15 protein-coding genes are annotated in these 15,729 nt (G+C 69.7%); 11 read left to right on the forward strand and 4 right to left on the reverse strand.

Annotated elements, in window-relative coordinates; genetic code table 11:
* Positions 1-78 precede the first annotated feature (78 nt).
* The 9 genes from MA876_RS08985 (at position 79) to lnt (ending at position 9,975) form a co-directional block, all read left to right on the forward strand.
* A complete protein-coding gene (locus MA876_RS08985; RefSeq protein ID WP_248147914.1) occupies positions 79-762 on the forward strand; it encodes an HAD family hydrolase in 684 nt (227 codons plus the stop codon).
* The gene (locus MA876_RS08990) at positions 759-1,778 is read left to right on the forward strand and encodes a tRNA (adenine-N1)-methyltransferase (protein ID WP_248147915.1); all 1,020 of its coding nucleotides are present in this window, start codon (positions 759-761) and stop codon (positions 1,776-1,778) included. The genes MA876_RS08985 and MA876_RS08990 overlap by 4 nt, the downstream gene beginning before the upstream one ends.
* A 16-nt stretch (positions 1,779-1,794) precedes the next feature.
* Positions 1,795-2,709: an FKBP-type peptidyl-prolyl cis-trans isomerase gene (locus tag MA876_RS08995; protein WP_248147917.1), complete on the forward strand. Its 915-nt coding sequence runs from the start codon at positions 1,795-1,797 to the stop codon at positions 2,707-2,709.
* Between the two features lie 48 nt (positions 2,710-2,757).
* Entirely contained in the window at positions 2,758-3,753 is a 996-nt protein-coding gene (locus tag MA876_RS09000) for a helix-turn-helix transcriptional regulator (RefSeq protein ID WP_248147919.1), read from the forward strand.
* Positions 3,750-4,712, forward strand: coding sequence for a helix-turn-helix transcriptional regulator (locus MA876_RS09005; RefSeq protein ID WP_248147920.1), 963 nt, complete (start codon positions 3,750-3,752; stop codon positions 4,710-4,712). Before MA876_RS09000 ends, MA876_RS09005 begins: the two co-directional genes overlap by 4 nt.
* 72 nt (positions 4,713-4,784) lie before the next feature.
* Positions 4,785-5,039, forward strand: coding sequence for a Sec-independent protein translocase subunit TatA (tatA, locus tag MA876_RS09010; protein WP_248147921.1), 255 nt, complete (start codon positions 4,785-4,787; stop codon positions 5,037-5,039).
* A 66-nt stretch (positions 5,040-5,105) separates the two neighbouring features.
* Positions 5,106-5,867 (forward strand): twin-arginine translocase subunit TatC, encoded by a 762-nt coding sequence (gene tatC, locus MA876_RS09015; protein ID WP_248148027.1) that lies wholly within the window; start codon positions 5,106-5,108, stop codon positions 5,865-5,867.
* Complete coding sequence (locus MA876_RS09020) at positions 5,864-8,362, forward strand: DEAD/DEAH box helicase (protein ID WP_248147922.1); 2,499 nt, start codon at positions 5,864-5,866, stop codon at positions 8,360-8,362. Before tatC ends, MA876_RS09020 begins: the two co-directional genes overlap by 4 nt.
* A 35-nt stretch (positions 8,363-8,397) precedes the next feature.
* Positions 8,398-9,975: an apolipoprotein N-acyltransferase gene (gene lnt / locus MA876_RS09025; RefSeq protein WP_248147923.1), complete on the forward strand. Its 1,578-nt coding sequence runs from the start codon at positions 8,398-8,400 to the stop codon at positions 9,973-9,975.
* Positions 9,976-9,979: 4 nt separating this feature from the next.
* On the opposite strand, the gene MA876_RS09030 is transcribed toward lnt, so the two are convergent.
* From MA876_RS09030 to MA876_RS09045, 4 genes are all read right to left on the reverse strand, one after another.
* Complete coding sequence (locus tag MA876_RS09030; RefSeq protein WP_248147924.1) at positions 9,980-10,363, reverse strand: RNA polymerase-binding protein RbpA; 384 nt, start codon at positions 10,361-10,363, stop codon at positions 9,980-9,982.
* Positions 10,364-10,477: 114 nt separating this feature from the next.
* Complete coding sequence (locus MA876_RS09035) at positions 10,478-11,263, reverse strand: glycerophosphodiester phosphodiesterase family protein (RefSeq protein WP_248147925.1); 786 nt, start codon at positions 11,261-11,263, stop codon at positions 10,478-10,480.
* Entirely contained in the window at positions 11,256-12,317 is a 1,062-nt protein-coding gene (locus MA876_RS09040) for an SPFH domain-containing protein (RefSeq protein ID WP_248147927.1), read from the reverse strand. The genes MA876_RS09035 and MA876_RS09040 overlap by 8 nt, the downstream gene beginning before the upstream one ends.
* Entirely contained in the window at positions 12,314-12,793 is a 480-nt protein-coding gene (locus MA876_RS09045; RefSeq protein WP_248147929.1) for an NfeD family protein, read from the reverse strand. The genes MA876_RS09040 and MA876_RS09045 overlap by 4 nt, the downstream gene beginning before the upstream one ends.
* A gap of 146 nt (positions 12,794-12,939) precedes the next feature.
* On the opposite strand from MA876_RS09045, the gene MA876_RS09050 reads away from it, so the two are divergent.
* Both MA876_RS09050 and MA876_RS09055 read left to right on the forward strand, forming a co-directional pair.
* Positions 12,940-13,713 carry an SDR family oxidoreductase gene (locus MA876_RS09050; RefSeq protein ID WP_248147931.1) on the forward strand — a complete coding sequence of 258 codons (774 nt, stop codon included), beginning with the start codon at positions 12,940-12,942 and terminating at the stop codon, positions 13,711-13,713.
* A 3-nt stretch (positions 13,714-13,716) separates the two neighbouring features.
* The gene (locus tag MA876_RS09055; RefSeq protein ID WP_248147933.1) at positions 13,717-15,699 is read left to right on the forward strand and encodes an alpha/beta hydrolase family protein; all 1,983 of its coding nucleotides are present in this window, start codon (positions 13,717-13,719) and stop codon (positions 15,697-15,699) included.
* The last annotated feature ends 30 nt before the right edge of the window (positions 15,700-15,729 follow it).

The raw sequence follows: 15,729 nt of genomic DNA on the forward strand, positions 1-15,729 counted from the left end.
GCGTCACCGCGGGATCCATCCAGAATAGGCCGGTTGCACCCAGCGGGGGCGGAGGATCGCCCTCGGTAGGCTTGACCGGTGACTTCGCCTTCTCTCGCCGCGGTCCTCTGGGACATGGACGGCACCCTCGTCGACACCGAGCCGTACTGGATGAGCTCCGAGACCGCGCTCATCGAGAGCTACGGCGGCACGTGGTCGCATGAGCAGGCGCTCCAGCTGGTCGGTCTCGGTCTCGAGGACTCGGCCCGCATCCTGCAGGCGGCCGGCGTGCGCATGAGCGAGCAGGCGATCGTCGCCCACCTGACCGATGCCGTCATGGACCGGCTCCGCGAGGACGGCGTGCCGTTCCGCCCGGGCGCACGGGAGCTCCTCGCGGACCTCCGCGCGGCCGGGGTCAAGACCGGACTCGTCACGATGTCGCTGCGTCGCATGGCCGACACCGTCGTCGACCTCATCGACTTCGACGCGTTCGATGTCATCGTCGCGGGCGACGAGTCCACGCGTCCGAAGCCGTTCCCCGATCCGTACCTGCAGGCGTGCGAAGCGCTCGGGGTCGAGCCGACGGAGGTCGTCGCGATCGAGGACTCCCCGAACGGATTGCGGTCGGCCGTGGCATCCGGGGCCGCCGTCATCGGCGTGCCGCTCATGGTGTCGATCACGGGAGCGGGCGCGCATGCCGTCTGGCCGACGCTCGAGGGACGCACGACGGGGGATCTCGCGGACTTCCATACCGCGCACCGCGCACGAGGAGGGGCCCGATGAGTTCGGAACGGCCGAGCGGCCCCTTCCGCATCGGCGACCGCGTGCAGCTGACCGGTCCGAAGGGCCGGATGAGCACCACGACACTGCGCGAGGGCGGCGAACTGCACACGCACCACGGCGTTCTCAAGCACGCCGATCTGGTGGGCCAGCCCGACGGCTCGGTCGTCGCCAACAGCGGTGGCCACGAGTACCTGGCCCTGCGTCCTCTGCTGCGCGACTTCGTCATGTCGATGCCGCGCGGTGCGGCGATCGTCTACCCGAAGGACGCGGCGCAGATCCTGTCGCAGGCCGACATCTTCCCGGGGGCCGTCGTGGTCGAGGCCGGGGTCGGCTCGGGCGCGTTGTCGCTGTGGCTGCTGCGGGCGATCGGATCCGAGGGGCGCCTGATCTCGTTCGAGCGCCGCGAGGACTTCGCCGAGGTCGCCAAGGCGAACGTCGAGACCTTCACGGGCGACGCGCCCGAGAACTGGGACGTCGTCGTGGGCGATCTCGTCGAGGCTCTGCCGGATGCCGCGGCCCCGGCATCCGTCGACCGTGTCGTGCTCGACATGCTCGCGCCGTGGGAGTGCATCGATGTCGTCGCCGACGTCCTCACACCGGGCGGCGTCGTGCTCTGCTACGTGGCGACGGCGACGCAGCTCAGCCGTGTCGCCGAGTACATCCGCGGCACGGGTCTGTTCACCGATCCCGAGGCGAGCGAGACGATGGTGCGCGGCTGGCACGTCGAGGGACTCGCCGTGCGGCCCGACCACCGCATGGTCGCGCACACGGGCTTCCTGATCACGGCGCGGCGGCTCGCGCCGGGTGCCGTGCCGCCCGACGTCAAGAAGCGCGCCGCCAAGACGCCCACCTACGGCGATGCCGACATCGAAGCCTGGACTCCGGGAGCCGTCGGCGATCGGCAGATCACCGACAAGCAGCTGCGCAAGCGGGTGCGCGAGGCGCAGAAGCACGCCGCGGGCGCGCGCCAGGCGTCCGGGGCCGATGCGCACGCCGGCACGGACGAAGAAGCGTAGAAGCTAGGCTGTCACGGTGCGCAAGATCCCCCTCACAACGGCCGCCCTCGCGGTGCTCGGCCTCACCGTCGTCGCTCTGACCGGCTGCTCGTCCTCGACCACGAGCGCGTGCGAGCGTCCCGTCGACGACTCGGGTCTCGCCGATGTCGTGACGGTGTCGGGCGAGTTCGGGTCCGAAGCGACGGTCGACGTCTACCGGCCCCTGACGCCGACGACGACGGCATCCGACGACGTCATCGTCGGCGAGGGCAACGCGATCACGACCGACACCCAGCTCGTCGTGGTCGACCTCACCGTCGTGAGCGGCGAGGACGACGACGCCGAGCCGTTCTACGGCTCGACCCGCGCTGTCCAGCTGTCCGAGCTGACGGGCATCTTCCCGGGGCTGTCCGAGGGTCTGCGGTGCGCGACCGAGGGCTCGCGCGTCGTGGTCGCGCTGCCCGCCGACAGCATCGACGCCGGCACGGCGCAGTCCGTCGGTCTGAGCGAGGGCGATTCGGCGATCGCCGTCGTCGACCTGCGACAGGTCTACCTCGCCCGCGCACAGGGGGCCGACGTCTTCAACTCGGGTCTCGGCCTGCCGAGCGTCGTGCGTGCCACCGACGGGCGCCCGGGCGTCATCGTGCCCGACTCCGCGCCGCCGACCGATGTCGTCGTCGAGACGCTCATCCGCGGCGACGGCGACGTCGTGACGGGCGATGCGCCGGTGCGCGTCAACTACACGAGCGTCGGGTGGGAGTCCAAGACGCAGACGCAGACGACATGGGATGCCTCGGCTCCGTCGATCACGTTCGGGGCAGACGCTCCGCCGTTCGCCGAGTCGCTCATCGGCCACACGGTCGGGTCGCAGGTCTTGGTCATCGTGCCGGGTGAGGCCGAGACGCAGATCTACGTCGTCGACATCCTCGGCATCGACGCCGTCGAGCAGTAGGGCTCCGATTGCCGCGGCGAAGCTGCGACGCGACTCTAGGATGAAACGGTGCCTGCGACCCCGTCCGTGAAGAATCCGCCCGAGGAGCGTCTCGTCAACCTCGTCGTGGCGCTCATGGCGACCGAGCAGGGCATCACGAAGGACACGATCCTCGGCAACGTCTCGGGCTACCGCGAGCAGGCCGAGGCGGGGGCGTCGAAGGACGCCCTCGAGAAGATGTTCGAGCGCGACAAGGAGAGCCTGCGCGGGCTCGGCATCCCGATCGAGACGATCGGCGACTGGGCCGACCCCGACGACCTGCGCGAGGCCCGGTATCGCGTGCCGACGGCCGAGTACGAACTGCCGGACGACATCACGTTCACGCCGGCCGAACTCGCCCTGCTGAACCTCGCCGGGGGAGTGTGGAGCGAAAGCTCGCTGTCGGACGACGCGCGCACGGGCCTGCGGAAGATCCGGGCCCTCGGCATCGTCGTCGACGAGCCGATCATCGGCTTCTCGCCGCGCGTCAGCGTCACCGACCCCGCGTTCCCCGCGCTCCAGCAGGCGATCGAGCGGTCGCGCGTCGTGCGGTTCACCTACCTCAAGCCCGGCGAATCCGGTGCGCGGGTGCGTCGCATCCGTCCGCTCGCCCTCGTCGAGTACGAGGCGCGCTGGCACGTCTTCGGCTTCGACCTCGACATGCAGGCCGACCGCACCTTCCTCCTCTCGCGAGTCGTGGGCGATGTCGAGACGACGCGCGAGTCGTTCGATCCCGCCCTCCGCGAGGGCGCCGGCGAGCGGGGTCTCGCGGGGCTCGAGGAGCTCGCCGCACGCAGCATCGCGCTGCTCGAGGTGAACCCGGGCACCGAGGCGTCGCTGCGGTTGAGCAGGCGCGCGTCACCGGCCGAGCAGGGCATCCACGTTCCCTACGTCGACGTGCACGTCTTCGCCGACGAGCTCGCCTCGTACGGTCCCGAGGTGCGGGTCGTCGAGCCGTCCGATCTGCGGGATCAGGTGATCGCGCGACTGCGGGCGGCGCGCGACCTGAACGGAGGCGCCGCATGAGCCGCCGCAGGCCGCTCGTCGCCACCGATCGCGCCGCCCTCATCCTGCAGCTCGTGCCGTATCTGATCGGCAAGGGCGAGGTGTCGATCGCCGAAGCGGCGGACGAGTTCGACGTCACCCCCGACCAGATGCGCGCCATGGTCGAGAAGCTCACCGTCATCGGCCTCCCCGGCGACAGCGGCTACTGGCAGATGGCGAACGAGCTGTTCGACATCGACTGGGACCTCCTCGAGGCGCAGGACGTCGTCGTCATCACGAACGCCGTGGGCCTCGAGCGTGCGCCCAAGCTCACCGCCCGCGAAGCAGCCGCCCTGCTGGCGGGGCTCCAACTCGCGCGTGCGATTCCGGGCGTGGGCGACACGGATCTGTTCACCGGGCTGCTCGGCAAGCTCGCGCGCGGGGCATCCGGGACGCCTGTCGACGTCATCGTGGCGCCCGGCCCCGTCGACGCCGTACGCGACACGGTCGCGACGGCGCTGCAACGGGGCGTCGCGGTGTCTTTCACCTATAAGGCGCCCGATGCCGCGCCCACGACCCGCACGGTCGATCCCGTCAAGGTGCACATCGCGAGCGGACAGTGGTACCTGCAGGGCTGGTGCCACCTGCGGCAGTCGATCCGCACGTTCCACCTCGATCGGGTGAGCGATCCCGAGCTCACCGACATCCCGATCACCCACGGGCAGGACCCGCTGCCGGACTGGTTCGAAGACAGCGGAGGCGACATCGTCGTCCGGCTGCGCTTCGCCGAGGACGTCGCGCCCCTCCTGGGCGACTACCTCGACCGCGCGACGCTCGAGACGGCCGACGGCGTCACCGTCGCGACGATGCGCGTGGCCGACGAAGTGATCCTGCGCCGCCTCGTCACGCGCCGCGGCGGTCTGGTCGAGGTCCTGGGCCCGCCGGCAGCGCGCCATGCGGCGGCGGCGTGGGCGGATGCCGCGCTCGCGCAGTACTCCTGAAGACGGCCGGTCTGGGCTTCGGGCGCGACATCGCGGGTTACACTGAATCCACCCCGCCGAAAGGACTTCGACATGGGCAATCTCACCGGATGGCACCTCCTGATCGTCCTCGCCGTCATCCTGCTCCTCTTCGGCGCAGCCAAGCTCCCCGCGCTCGCGAAGAGCATGGGTCAGTCGGCTCGCGTCTTCAAGGGCGAGATGAAGGCCATGAAGGACGAGAACGTTCCTGCGGCCACCGACGCCGGTACCGCGGCATCCGTCGAGGCACCGGCGCCCGTCACGTCGCAGACGCCCGACGCCGGCGGCACGCCAGCACCAAAACCCTGACCCCGCGTGACGACGGCGAAGACGCCGCGAGCACCCGAATCCGAGGCTCGGCGGCGTGAGAAGCGCATGTCGCTCGGCCAGCACCTGGTCGAGCTGCGCAAGAGACTGATGATCGCTGCGGCGGCCCTCATCGTGGGCATGGTCGTCGCCTTCTTCATCACCGACTGGGTCATCTGGCTCATCACCGAGCCGATCCGCGTGATCGCCGAGCAGTCGGGTGATCAGGCCAAGGTCGAGCTCATGTTCTCGACGATCACATCGGGCTTCGACCTGCGGCTGCGCATGTCGTTCGCGATCGGCCTGCTGATCTCGGCGCCGATCTGGCTGTGGCAGATCTGGGCGTTCATCATGCCGGGTCTCACGAAGAAGGAAGTCCGGTACACCGTCGGGTTCCTCGCGGCGGCGATCCCGCTCTTCTTCGCCGGCGCGTACGTGGGCCTGCTGACGATGCCGCACATCGTCGAGATCATGAACACCTTCGTGCCGGAGGGCGGTGCATCCTTCTACGACGCGGGGTACTACTACGACTTCGTGTTCAAGCTCCTGATCGTCGTCGGCGTCGCCTTCGTCCTCCCCGTCTTCCTCGTCGCGTTGAACTTCGCCGGCGTCATGTCGGGCAAGGCGATCCTGAAGTCCTGGCGCATCGCGGTGCTCGTCGCCGTCGTGTTCGCGGCACTCGCCACCCCCGCGGCGGACGTCGTGAGCATGCTGCTGCTCGCCGGCATCCTCGTCGTCCTCTTCTTCGCCGCCGCGGGTCTGTCGATGATCTTCGACCGCCGCAAGGCGAAGCGCGAAGACGAGCTCCTGGCCTCGGGCGACACCGCGTGAGCGATCCCGGTCCGGCAGACCGCTACGCGCGCGCGCGCGACAGCGCCGCGCTCGACCGCGAGTATCCGCGCACGGCGGCGTTCGGGGCATCCCAGCGCTTCGACCTCGATCCGTTCCAGATCGCCGGGTGTCGCGCCCTCGAGGCCGGCCGGAGCGTCCTGGTCGCAGCACCCACGGGCGCCGGCAAGACGATCGTGGGGGAGTTCGCGATCCATCTCGCGATGCGGGAGCCCGGCGACAAGGCGTTCTACACGACGCCGATCAAGGCGCTGTCGAACCAGAAGTTCCGCGAACTGCAGGACGTCTACGGCGCCGACCAGGTGGGTCTGCTCACGGGCGACACCAACATCAACGGCAATGCGCGCATCGTGGTCATGACGACCGAAGTGCTGCGCAACATGCTGTACGCCGATTCTGCGGCCCTGCGCGGCCTGCGCTACGTCGTGATGGACGAAGTCCACTATCTCGCCGATCGCTTCCGCGGCGCCGTATGGGAGGAGATCATCATCCATCTCCCGCCCGCGGTGCGGCTCGTGTCGCTGTCGGCGACCGTGTCGAACGCCGAGGAGTTCGGTGACTGGCTCGACACCGTGCGCGGCGACACCGAGGTCATCGTCTCCGAGATCCGGCCCGTGCCGCTCGAGCAGCACGTGCTCGTCCGCGGCGACCTGCTGCCGCTGTTCGACGATCGCGCCGGTATCGCGACGGCGCAGGTGAACCAGGAGCTCATGCGGATCCGCTCCTTCAAGGGCGCGAACTTCGACAACAACCGGCGCGTGCAGAGCATGAACAGCGCGCGGCAGAGGGGCCACGAAGCGCCCCGCCGTCGTCCGCACAAGGGCGGCCAACGACCTGTGCGCTCGGCGAACATGCAGCGCATCGAGCGCATGGATCGCCCCGACGTCGTCGAACTGCTCTCGCGCTCCAATCTGCTGCCGGCGATCTTCTTCATCTTCAGTCGCGTCGGCTGTGACGCCGCGGTCCAGCAGGTGCGGCGCTCGGGCGTGCGGCTCACGTCGCACGAGGAGCGTCTCGAGATCCGCGCGATCGTCGAGGAGCGCACGCGCACGCTGCGCGACGAGGACCTCGCGGTGCTCGGGTACTGGGAGTGGCTCGACAACCTCGAGCGCGGCGTGGCCTCGCATCACGCGGGTCTGCTGCCCGCCTTCAAAGAGGTCGTCGAGGATCTCTTCCAGCGCAAGCTCGTGAAGGTCGTCTTCGCCACCGAGACCCTCGCCCTCGGCATCAACATGCCCGCCCGCACGGTCGTGCTCGAGAAGCTGGAGAAGTTCAACGGCGAAGCCCGCGTCGCGATCACGTCGGGGGAGTACACACAGCTCACGGGTCGCGCGGGGCGCCGCGGGATCGACGTCGAGGGGCACGCCGTCATCCAGTGGACCGAGGGCCTCGACCCGCAGGCGGTCGCGGCTCTCGCATCCCGCCGTACGTATCCGCTCAACTCGAGCTTCCGGCCGACGTACAACATGGCCGTCAATCTCATCGACCAGTTCGGGCGGAGCCGTGCCCGCGAGATCCTGGAGTCGTCCTTCGCGCAGTTCCAGGCGGACCGTGCCGTCGTGGGTCTCGCGCGGCAGGTGCGCGATCAGGAGGAGTCGCTCGCGGGCTACGAGAAGGCCATGACGTGCGATCGGGGCGACTTCACCGACTACTCGGCGATCCGACGTGACCTGAGCGACCTCGAGAAGCTCAACCGCAAGGACGTCACGGCCGGGCGCGGGACCCGCGAACAGCGAAAGCGCGAGATCCAGAGCCTGCGCAAGCGGATGCAGCGGCACTCCTGCCATTCATGCCCCGACCGTGAGGATCACGCCCGCTGGGCCGAGCGGTACTGGAAGCTCAAGCGCACGATCGACAAGACCCGGCAGCAGATCAGCGCGCGCACGGGCGCCGTTGCGCGCATCTTCGACCGGGTCGTCGATGTGCTCGCCGAACTCGACTACGTGCGCGTCGAAGACGACGGTCGCACGGTCCTCACCGAGGCGGGCCGGACCATGCGGCGCATCTACGGCGAGCGCGATCTGCTCGTCGCCGAGTCGCTGCGGCAGGGTCTGTGGAAGGGACTGGATGCCGCATCCCTCGCGACGCTGGCATGCTGTCTCGTCTACGAGCCGCGCCGCGAGGAATCCAGCACGGGTGAGCGCGGTCTGCCGCGCGGGGCGTTCCGGCAGGCTCTCAGCGATACGCAGACGCTGTGGCAGCGGCTCGACGACCTCGAGCGCGAGCACCGTCTCCCGGGCTCGGAGCCCGTCTCGGCCGGTCTCGCGCAGGCGATGTACTCGTGGGCGCGCGGTGTACCGCTCGAACGCGTGCTGATCGAGGCCGACATGGCCGCGGGCGACTTCGTGCGCTGGTCGAAGCAGACGATCGATCTGCTCGATCAGCTCTCGATCGTCGCGGACGGCGACCTCGCGACGACGGCGCGCAGGGCGCTGGATGCCGTGCGCCGCGGCATCGTCGCATACTCCTCGGTCTGATCGGACACACAGCATTCCAGAACTAGGCTCGTCCCGTGCCCGACGCCGTACCGCCGCCTGACCGCCCGAAGCCGCTGCTTCCCCTGTGGGCCGCGCTCCTCGTCAGCGCCGCGGCGGGACCGATCCTCGACCTCGCCTACCCGTCCGTCGGGTGGTGGCCGCTCGCCTTCGTCGGCGTGGGCCTGTCGCTCATCGCCCTCGTCGGCCGCCGCGCGTGGTCGGCACTGCTGGTCGGCCTCGTCTTCGGGGCGTCCTTCTACCTCATCCACATCGTCTGGATCACGCGCTACCTGGGCGAGATCCCGTGGTTCGCCCTCGCGGGGATCGAGACGCTCTTCATGGGGCTCGGGTCGATCCTCATCGCGCTCGCGTACCGCTGGATGCCGCGCGTGCTGCCGGGGCGCTGGTCGCGTCTGGTCCTGCTGCCGCTCCTCGTCGCGGGTGTGTGGACGGCGCGCGAGCTGTTCATGGGCTCGTGGCCGTACACGGGCTTCCCGTGGGCGCGCATCGGCATGAGCCAGTCCGAGAGTCCGCTTGCGCACCTGTCCTCGTGGGTCGGCGTCTCCGGGCTCACCTTCCTGATGGTCGCGTTCACAGCGGCGGTCATCGAGTGGATCCGGATGCGGCAACCCCGCGACATCCGCACCGTCGTTCCTTCCGTCGCGCTGGCCCTCGTCCTCCTCCTCGTCCCGCAGTTCCCGACGACCCCGGCGGGCGAGCTGCGAGTGGGCTCGGTACAGGGCAACGGCCCATCGGGGTACTTCGATGATCGCGAGCGCAATGCCGTGCTGAACGCGCAGCTCGAGGCATCGGCCCCGCTCTTCGGTCAGGACATGGACGTGCTCCTGTGGCCCGAGGGCGGGATCGACAGCGATCCGCTCGCCAACGACGGCACGGCCGCAGTCCTCGACGCGCTGTCGGAGCGGGTGGATGCCCCGCTCATCGTCAATGCGGCGACCGAACGCGGCGACGACGTCTTCAACACCTCGATGCTGTGGATCGCGGGGGAGGGCGCCGTGCAGCTGCACGACAAGACGCATCCCGTGCCGATGGGCGAGTACGTGCCCGACAGGTGGTTCTTCGAGGCCCTCGCGCCCGACCTCATCGGACTCATCCAGCGGGAGTACACGCCGGGGACCAATCCGCCGCTGTTCGATCTCGACGGCATCGGGGTCGGCCTCGCGATCTGCTTCGACGTCATCTACGACGACGTGATCTGGGAGGCCGCGCGCGGTGGCGCCGAGGTGTACATGTTCCAGACGAACAACGCCGACTTCCGCGACACCGACGAGAACCTGCAGCAGCTCGCCTTCGCGCGCATGCGCGCGATCGAGACCGGGCGCTCGGTCGTCAACCTCTCGACGGTCGGCACGAGCCAGGTGATCTCTCCCGACGGAGCGACGATCGACGCGCTGCCCGAGGGCGAGGCAGGTCACATGCTGACCGAGGTGCCTCTGCGGACGGGACTGACGCCGGCATCCGTCGTCGGACCGTGGATTCAGGGCCTCATCGGGTGGGGGAGCCTCGCCGTGCTCGTGGCCCTCGGCGTCATCGTCCGCCTCCGCCGAAGGAAGACGCCGGCCCCATCGGAGCCGGCGTCTTCGGAGAGGTGATGCGTCAGGCGCTGAGCTTGTCGAGCGCGGCCTCGTCGCCCGCGCCACGACGGGCGCGGAGGTACGCGAGGCGCTCCTCGAGGAGCTCTTCGAGCTCGGGGATGGTGCGACGCTCGAGCAGCATGTCCCAGTGCGAGCGCGCGACCTTGTCGCCCGAGTGATCGACGGTCGCGGTGCCGTCGCCGATGCGCAGGAGCGCCTCGGCGCCGCACGTGCGGCACTCCCAGGCCTCGGGCACTTCGGCGTCCGCCGCGAACGTCATCGTGGTGTCACGTCCACAGGACGTGCATGAGTAGGTGTGCTGTGCGCGTTCATGGAACACGACGCCCTCTTCGCTCTGTAGGCTCTGGGCGCCGATCCGGATGCCGCGCAGACTGCGGTCTGCCATTGTGTGGTCCTCTCGTCGCCTTTCAGGTATACCCGGGCGACCTGGGTACTGGATGCGAACGGCCCCTTGTGGAGGGCATTCACAGTCGATGCTCAGCGGTTCCGAGCGTCGGGGTCAGGTAAGCGTCTTGAGCGCGAGATCGGCATGATCGGTGACGATTCCGTCGACGCCCATCTCGATCAGCCGACGCATGTCTTCGGGGTCGTTGATCGTCCACACGTGCACCTCGACACCGTAGCGGTGCGCGGCCGTGATGAGGCGGGGTGAGAGCACCCGGATGCCCGCCTGTCGCTCCGGGATCTGCAGTGCGTCGATGCCTTGGAGGGCGGATCGTACAAGGGGTTCGAGGCGCAGCCACACGCCGACGAGCAGCCGCACCATCGTCCCGGTGCCGGCGGACGTCGCGGGCCTGCCGCCGTCCTTGGCGTGCCCAGCCGCCGATCGAAGCGCCGCTCGGCGGCGCTGATCCGAGAAGCTCGACACGAGCACGCGCGCGCCGTGGGGTCCGATGACACGGCCCATCGGCTCGGACACAGCCTCGGCCTTCGCGTCGAGGTTGAACGCCACCGTCGGAAACGCCTCGAGCGCCTGCTCCAGCGTGATGAGTCCGCCGTAGGGAGCCATGACGGTCTCGAGTTCGTCGGCGGTCACATCGGCGACCTTGCGCGGGTCGCCCGTGACACGCGACAGATCGTCATCGTGGAAGAGCACGACGACGCCGTCGCGGGTCAGGTGGCAGTCGGACTCGACGATGGTCGCGCCGGCGGCGTGCGCCGCTGCGACGGCGGCGAAGGAGTTCTCAGCCACGCCGTGCGCGGCATCCTCCGCCGTCACGAGTCCGCGATGAGCGAGGACGCGCGGTGGGGGAGTGGAGAAGAAGGGATGCCGCGGCTCAGGCATCGGGCGCCGTCGCAGCGCCACCGCTCGGCGTGACGGACTTCACCTCGGCGGCGATGCCGTCGGCGGCTGAGGCGGCATCGCGCGCGGCCTTGAGCGCTTCGTCCGTCGCCGCACTGCTCGAGGTGGGGATGCGCGGACGGTCCGTCGGGTCGCTGGGCAGCGCACGGCCGCCGAACGCGTCGCCGATGCCCTTGAGCGCCTCGGTGAGCTCGCTCGGGATGATCCAGAGCTTGCTCGACGGGCTTTCGGCGATCTTGGGCAGCGTCTGGAGGTACTGGTAGGCCAGCAGCTTCTCGTCGGGGTCGCCCGCGTGGATGGCGTCGAAGACCATCTGGATGGCCTCCGACTCGCCCTGCGCGCGCAGGACGGCGGCCGTCTTGTCGCCCTCGGCCTCGAGGATCTGCGCCTGGCGACGGCCCTCGGCCTCGAGGATCTGCGACTGCTTCGACCCCTCGGCGGTGAGGATCGTCGCGCGACGCTCGCGCTCGGCGCGCATCTGCTTCTCCATCGAGTCCTGGATCGAGTGGGGCGGGTCGATCGCCTTGAGCTCGACACGACCGACGCGGATGCCCCACTTGCCCGTCGCCTCGTCGAGCACGGCGCGCAGCTGGTTGTTGATGTTGTCGCGGCTCGTGAGCGCCTCTTCGAGGTTCAGCCCACCCACGACGTTGCGGAGGGTCGTCGTGGTGAGCTGCTCGACCGCACCCAGGTAGTTCGCGATCTCGTACGTCGCGGCCCGGGCATCCGTCACCTGGAAGTAGACGACCGTGTCGATCGAGACGACGAGGTTGTCCTCGGTGATGACCGGCTGCGGAGGGAACGAGACGACCTGCTCGCGCAGATCGATGAGCGGACGCAGGCGGTCGATGAACGGGACGAGGATGTTGAGGCCCGGCAGGAGGGTCTTGTGGTACCGGCCCAATCGCTCGACGACACCGGCGTTTGCCTGCGGGATGATGCGGATCGATCGGATGAGGACGACCAGCACGAAGATGAAGACCGCGGCGACGAGGATCCACAGGATCGCGGTGGGGATGACGTCTTCGGCGTTCATGCGAGGGGCTCCTCGGGTCGGATGGCGGGGCGTACGACGGCGGTCGCACCGTCGATGCGGGCGACGATGACCGATTCGCCGGGTTCGAGGTCGACCCCGACGTCGGTGCGCGCGGTCCAGGTGTCGCCGTTGGCGAGCTTGACTTGACCGCCGTGATTGGTGACCGTGGACAGCACGCGGCCGGACAGCTCGATCAGGGCGTCGACATTGGACTTCGTCGGATCCTCGCCTCGGCGCAGACGGCGCAGAAGCGGCGGTCGGAGCGCCAGCAGCAGGACGCCGGCCACGGCGGCGGCGATCACGACCTGCAGCCACAGCGGCGCGCCGAGGAGGTCGGAGCCGAGTCCCGCGAGGCCGCCGATGCCGAGCATGAGGAAGGTGAAATCGAGCGTCAGCATCTCGATGACGAGGAAGACGAGGATCAGCACGATCCATCCGATCCACGCCCATTGTTCGATCGTCTGGATGAGCTCCACGATGTGCCTCCTGTGCGCTCGAATCTATCACGCGGGCCGCGTCGGAAGGCCGGTCGGGGCCGCGCCCGGAGGTCTGCAAAGGGTAGGGTCGATCGCGGTGCGCGCACTCCTCGCGCGACCGCGAGATCCACGACAGGGAGCACCCCGTGACCGAGTCATCCACCGTCCTCCAGCCCGGTTCGCTCGCCGGCAAGACCGCCCTCGTGACCGGTTCGTCCCGGGGTATCGGCGCCGACACCGTGCGCTACTTCGCCGAGGCCGGCGCGAACGTCGTCATCAACTACCGCAACAAGGCGCCGCGCGCCGACAAGCTCGGCGCCCAGCTGCGGGAGCTCGGTGTCGAAGCGCTCGTCGTCGGCGCGGATCTCACCGACCCGGTCTCGGTCGAGGCGATGTTCGCCGAGGTCGAGCGCGTGTTCGGCAGCCTCGACATCCTCGTCCTGAACGCCTCGGGCGGGATGGAAGCCGGCATGGCCGAGGACTACGCGCTCCAGCTCAATCGCGACGCACAGGTGCGCGTCCTCGAGGCGGCGCTGCCCCTTCTCGGGCGTGGCTCACGGGTCGTCTTCGTCACGAGCCACCAAGCGCACTTCATCCGCACGACCCCCACGATGCCCGAGTACGTGCCGGTCGCGCTGTCCAAGCGCGCGGGCGAGGACGCCCTGCGCGAGCGCATCCCGGAGCTCGCCGATCGCGGCATCGATTTCGTCGTCGTCTCGGGCGACATGATCGAGGGCACGATCACCGCGACGCTGCTGGAACGCGCGAACCCCGGGGCGATCTCGTCGCGTCGCGAATCCGCCGGGCGCCTCTACAACGTCTCCGAGTTCGCCGCCGAGGTCGCTCTGGCCGCCGTCGAGGCGATTCCGGCCGACAATACGCGCCTCGTGGGTGACATCAGCTCGTTCGAGGCCGAGTGATCCGTGCGCGCTGACGACATCTCGACCCTCGTATCGGTCGGTCGCCCGGTCATCGCGCCGGACGGCTCGTTCGCGATCTTCGCGTCATCCCGCCCCGACCTCGAGGCCAACCGCAACGTCGGCCAGCTCTGGCGTGTCGACCTCCCCGACGGCGCGCCGCGCCGCCTCACGCGCGGCGTCGCCGACAGCGGCCCCCGGCTCTCGCCGGACGGTGCGCGCGTCGCGTTCGTGCGCGGCGATGCGAAGGGCAAGGCGCAGGTCTTCGTGATCGATTCAGCCGGCGGTGAGCCCGTGCAGGCGACGGATGCCGCGCAGGGCGTGATCGAGTTCGACTGGTCGCCCGACGGCGGCGCGCTCGCCTACACGGCGTCGGTCGTCGAGCCGGGGCGGTACGGCAGCGTCGAGGGTCTTGACGCCGCCGCTGAAGCTCCGCGCCACATCACCGGCATCCGCTGGCACGCCAACGGCCTGGGCTACATCGGCGATCGCCCCGCGCACCTCTTCGTGATCGCCGCGCCGCAGACCGACGCCGAGCCGTTCTACGATCCGGCTCCCGCCGTGCGGGCGGAAGGCGCCGAGGCTCCGAGGAAGAAGGTCGTCGCGGCGGAGGCCCGGCAGCTGACCGAGGGCACGGCATCCCATTCGGGCGTCGTCTTCCGCGGCGACGAGATCCTCACGAGCCCTGACGAGATCGAGCCCGCCCGCCGAGATCTGCGGACGCGGATCGTCGCGGTCAAGGTCGACGGCTCGGGATCCCGTGAGATCCTCGGGACGGATGCCGATCTCTCGGTATACGGGCTCGAGGTCGCGCCCGACGGAGCGATCGTGCTGCTCGCGCACGAGACCGGGCCGGACGGCGTCGACTTCGTCGCCCCGGGTGTCGGGCTGTGGCTGCTCGAGGATTCCGGACCGCGCGTCCTCACCGACCCCGCGACGATCGACCTCGGCGAGGTCGGGTCGCACATCACTTTCGACGGCGAGGACATGCTCGTTCAGGACCGCACGCGCGGGCGCGTGCGGCTCGTACGCGTCACGCGCGCGGGGGAGCTCACCGAGGTTCTCGGTGGCGACCTCGAGGTGAACGGGCACGACGCCGCCGGTGGGCGGATCGTGGCATCCATCGCGACTCCCGAATCGTTCGGCGAGCTGCTCGTCGTGGAATCCGGCGAATCGCGGATCGTCACGGCCTTCGGCGCGGGGGCGGCGGCGCGCGGGATCGTGGTGCCGCGGGAGCTCACCGTCGAAGGGCGCGACGGCTACCCCGTGCACGGCTGGGTCGCGACGCCGGACGGCGAGGGTCCCTTCCCGGTCATCCTGCAGATCCACGGCGGCCCATATGCCGCGTACGGCATCCATCTGTTCGACGAGACGCAGGTGCTGGTGGATGCGGGCTACGCCGTCGTCTACGGCAACCCGCGCGGGTCGGCCGGCTACGGGCGGGCGCACGGGCGGAGCATCCGTCAGCAGATGGGCACCGTCGACTTCCACGACGTCATCGACCTGCTCGAGCGCGCGATCGCGGCGGATCCGCGCCTCGACGGCGAACGCGTCGGCGTGCAGGGCGGCTCGTACGGCGGCTACCTCACGGCGTGGGTCATCGCGCACGACCACCGCTTCGCGGGTGCGATCGTCGAGCGCGGGTTCCTGGAGCCCGTGTCTTTCCAGGGCACGAGCGACATCGGCTCGTTCTTCGGCGACGAGTACGTGGGGGTGGATGCCGCGGACATCGCGCGGCAGAGCCCGCTCGCGGTCGTCGGGAACGTGACGACGCCGACCTTCGTCATCCACTCGGAGCTCGACTTCCGGTGCCCTCTCGAGCAGGCCACGCGGTACTACTCGGCGCTCAAACGCCAGGGCACCGAAGCCGAGATGCTCATCTTCCCGGGCGAGAATCACGAGCTCTCACGGGCGGGCCGCCCGCGTCACCGCGTGGAGCGGTTCGCGGCGATCCTGGACTGGTGGAAGCGCAAACTCCCCGTCCAGTGACGCGGAAGAGGCCCCGGATCGCTCCGAGGC

It is taken from the genome of Microbacterium aoyamense, assembly GCF_023155855.1.
In the GTDB taxonomy this organism is placed as follows: domain Bacteria; phylum Actinomycetota; class Actinomycetes; order Actinomycetales; family Microbacteriaceae; genus Microbacterium; species Microbacterium aoyamense.

Excerpts from the sequence above, each read along its gene's own strand:
- MA876_RS08990 (WP_248147915.1), top strand. The coding sequence starts at position 759 with ATGAGTTCGGAACGGCCGAGCGGCCCCTTCCGCATCGGCGACCGCGTG.
- MA876_RS09005 (WP_248147920.1), top strand. The coding sequence starts at position 3,750 with ATGAGCCGCCGCAGGCCGCTCGTCGCCACCGATCGCGCCGCCCTCATC.
- tatA (WP_248147921.1), top strand. The coding sequence starts at position 4,785 with ATGGGCAATCTCACCGGATGGCACCTCCTGATCGTCCTCGCCGTCATC.
- tatC (WP_248148027.1), top strand. The coding sequence starts at position 5,106 with ATGTCGCTCGGCCAGCACCTGGTCGAGCTGCGCAAGAGACTGATGATC.
- MA876_RS09030 (WP_248147924.1), bottom strand. The coding sequence starts at position 10,363 with ATGGCAGACCGCAGTCTGCGCGGCATCCGGATCGGCGCCCAGAGCCTA.
- MA876_RS09035 (WP_248147925.1), bottom strand. The coding sequence starts at position 11,263 with ATGCCTGAGCCGCGGCATCCCTTCTTCTCCACTCCCCCACCGCGCGTC.
- MA876_RS09040 (WP_248147927.1), bottom strand. The coding sequence starts at position 12,317 with ATGAACGCCGAAGACGTCATCCCCACCGCGATCCTGTGGATCCTCGTC.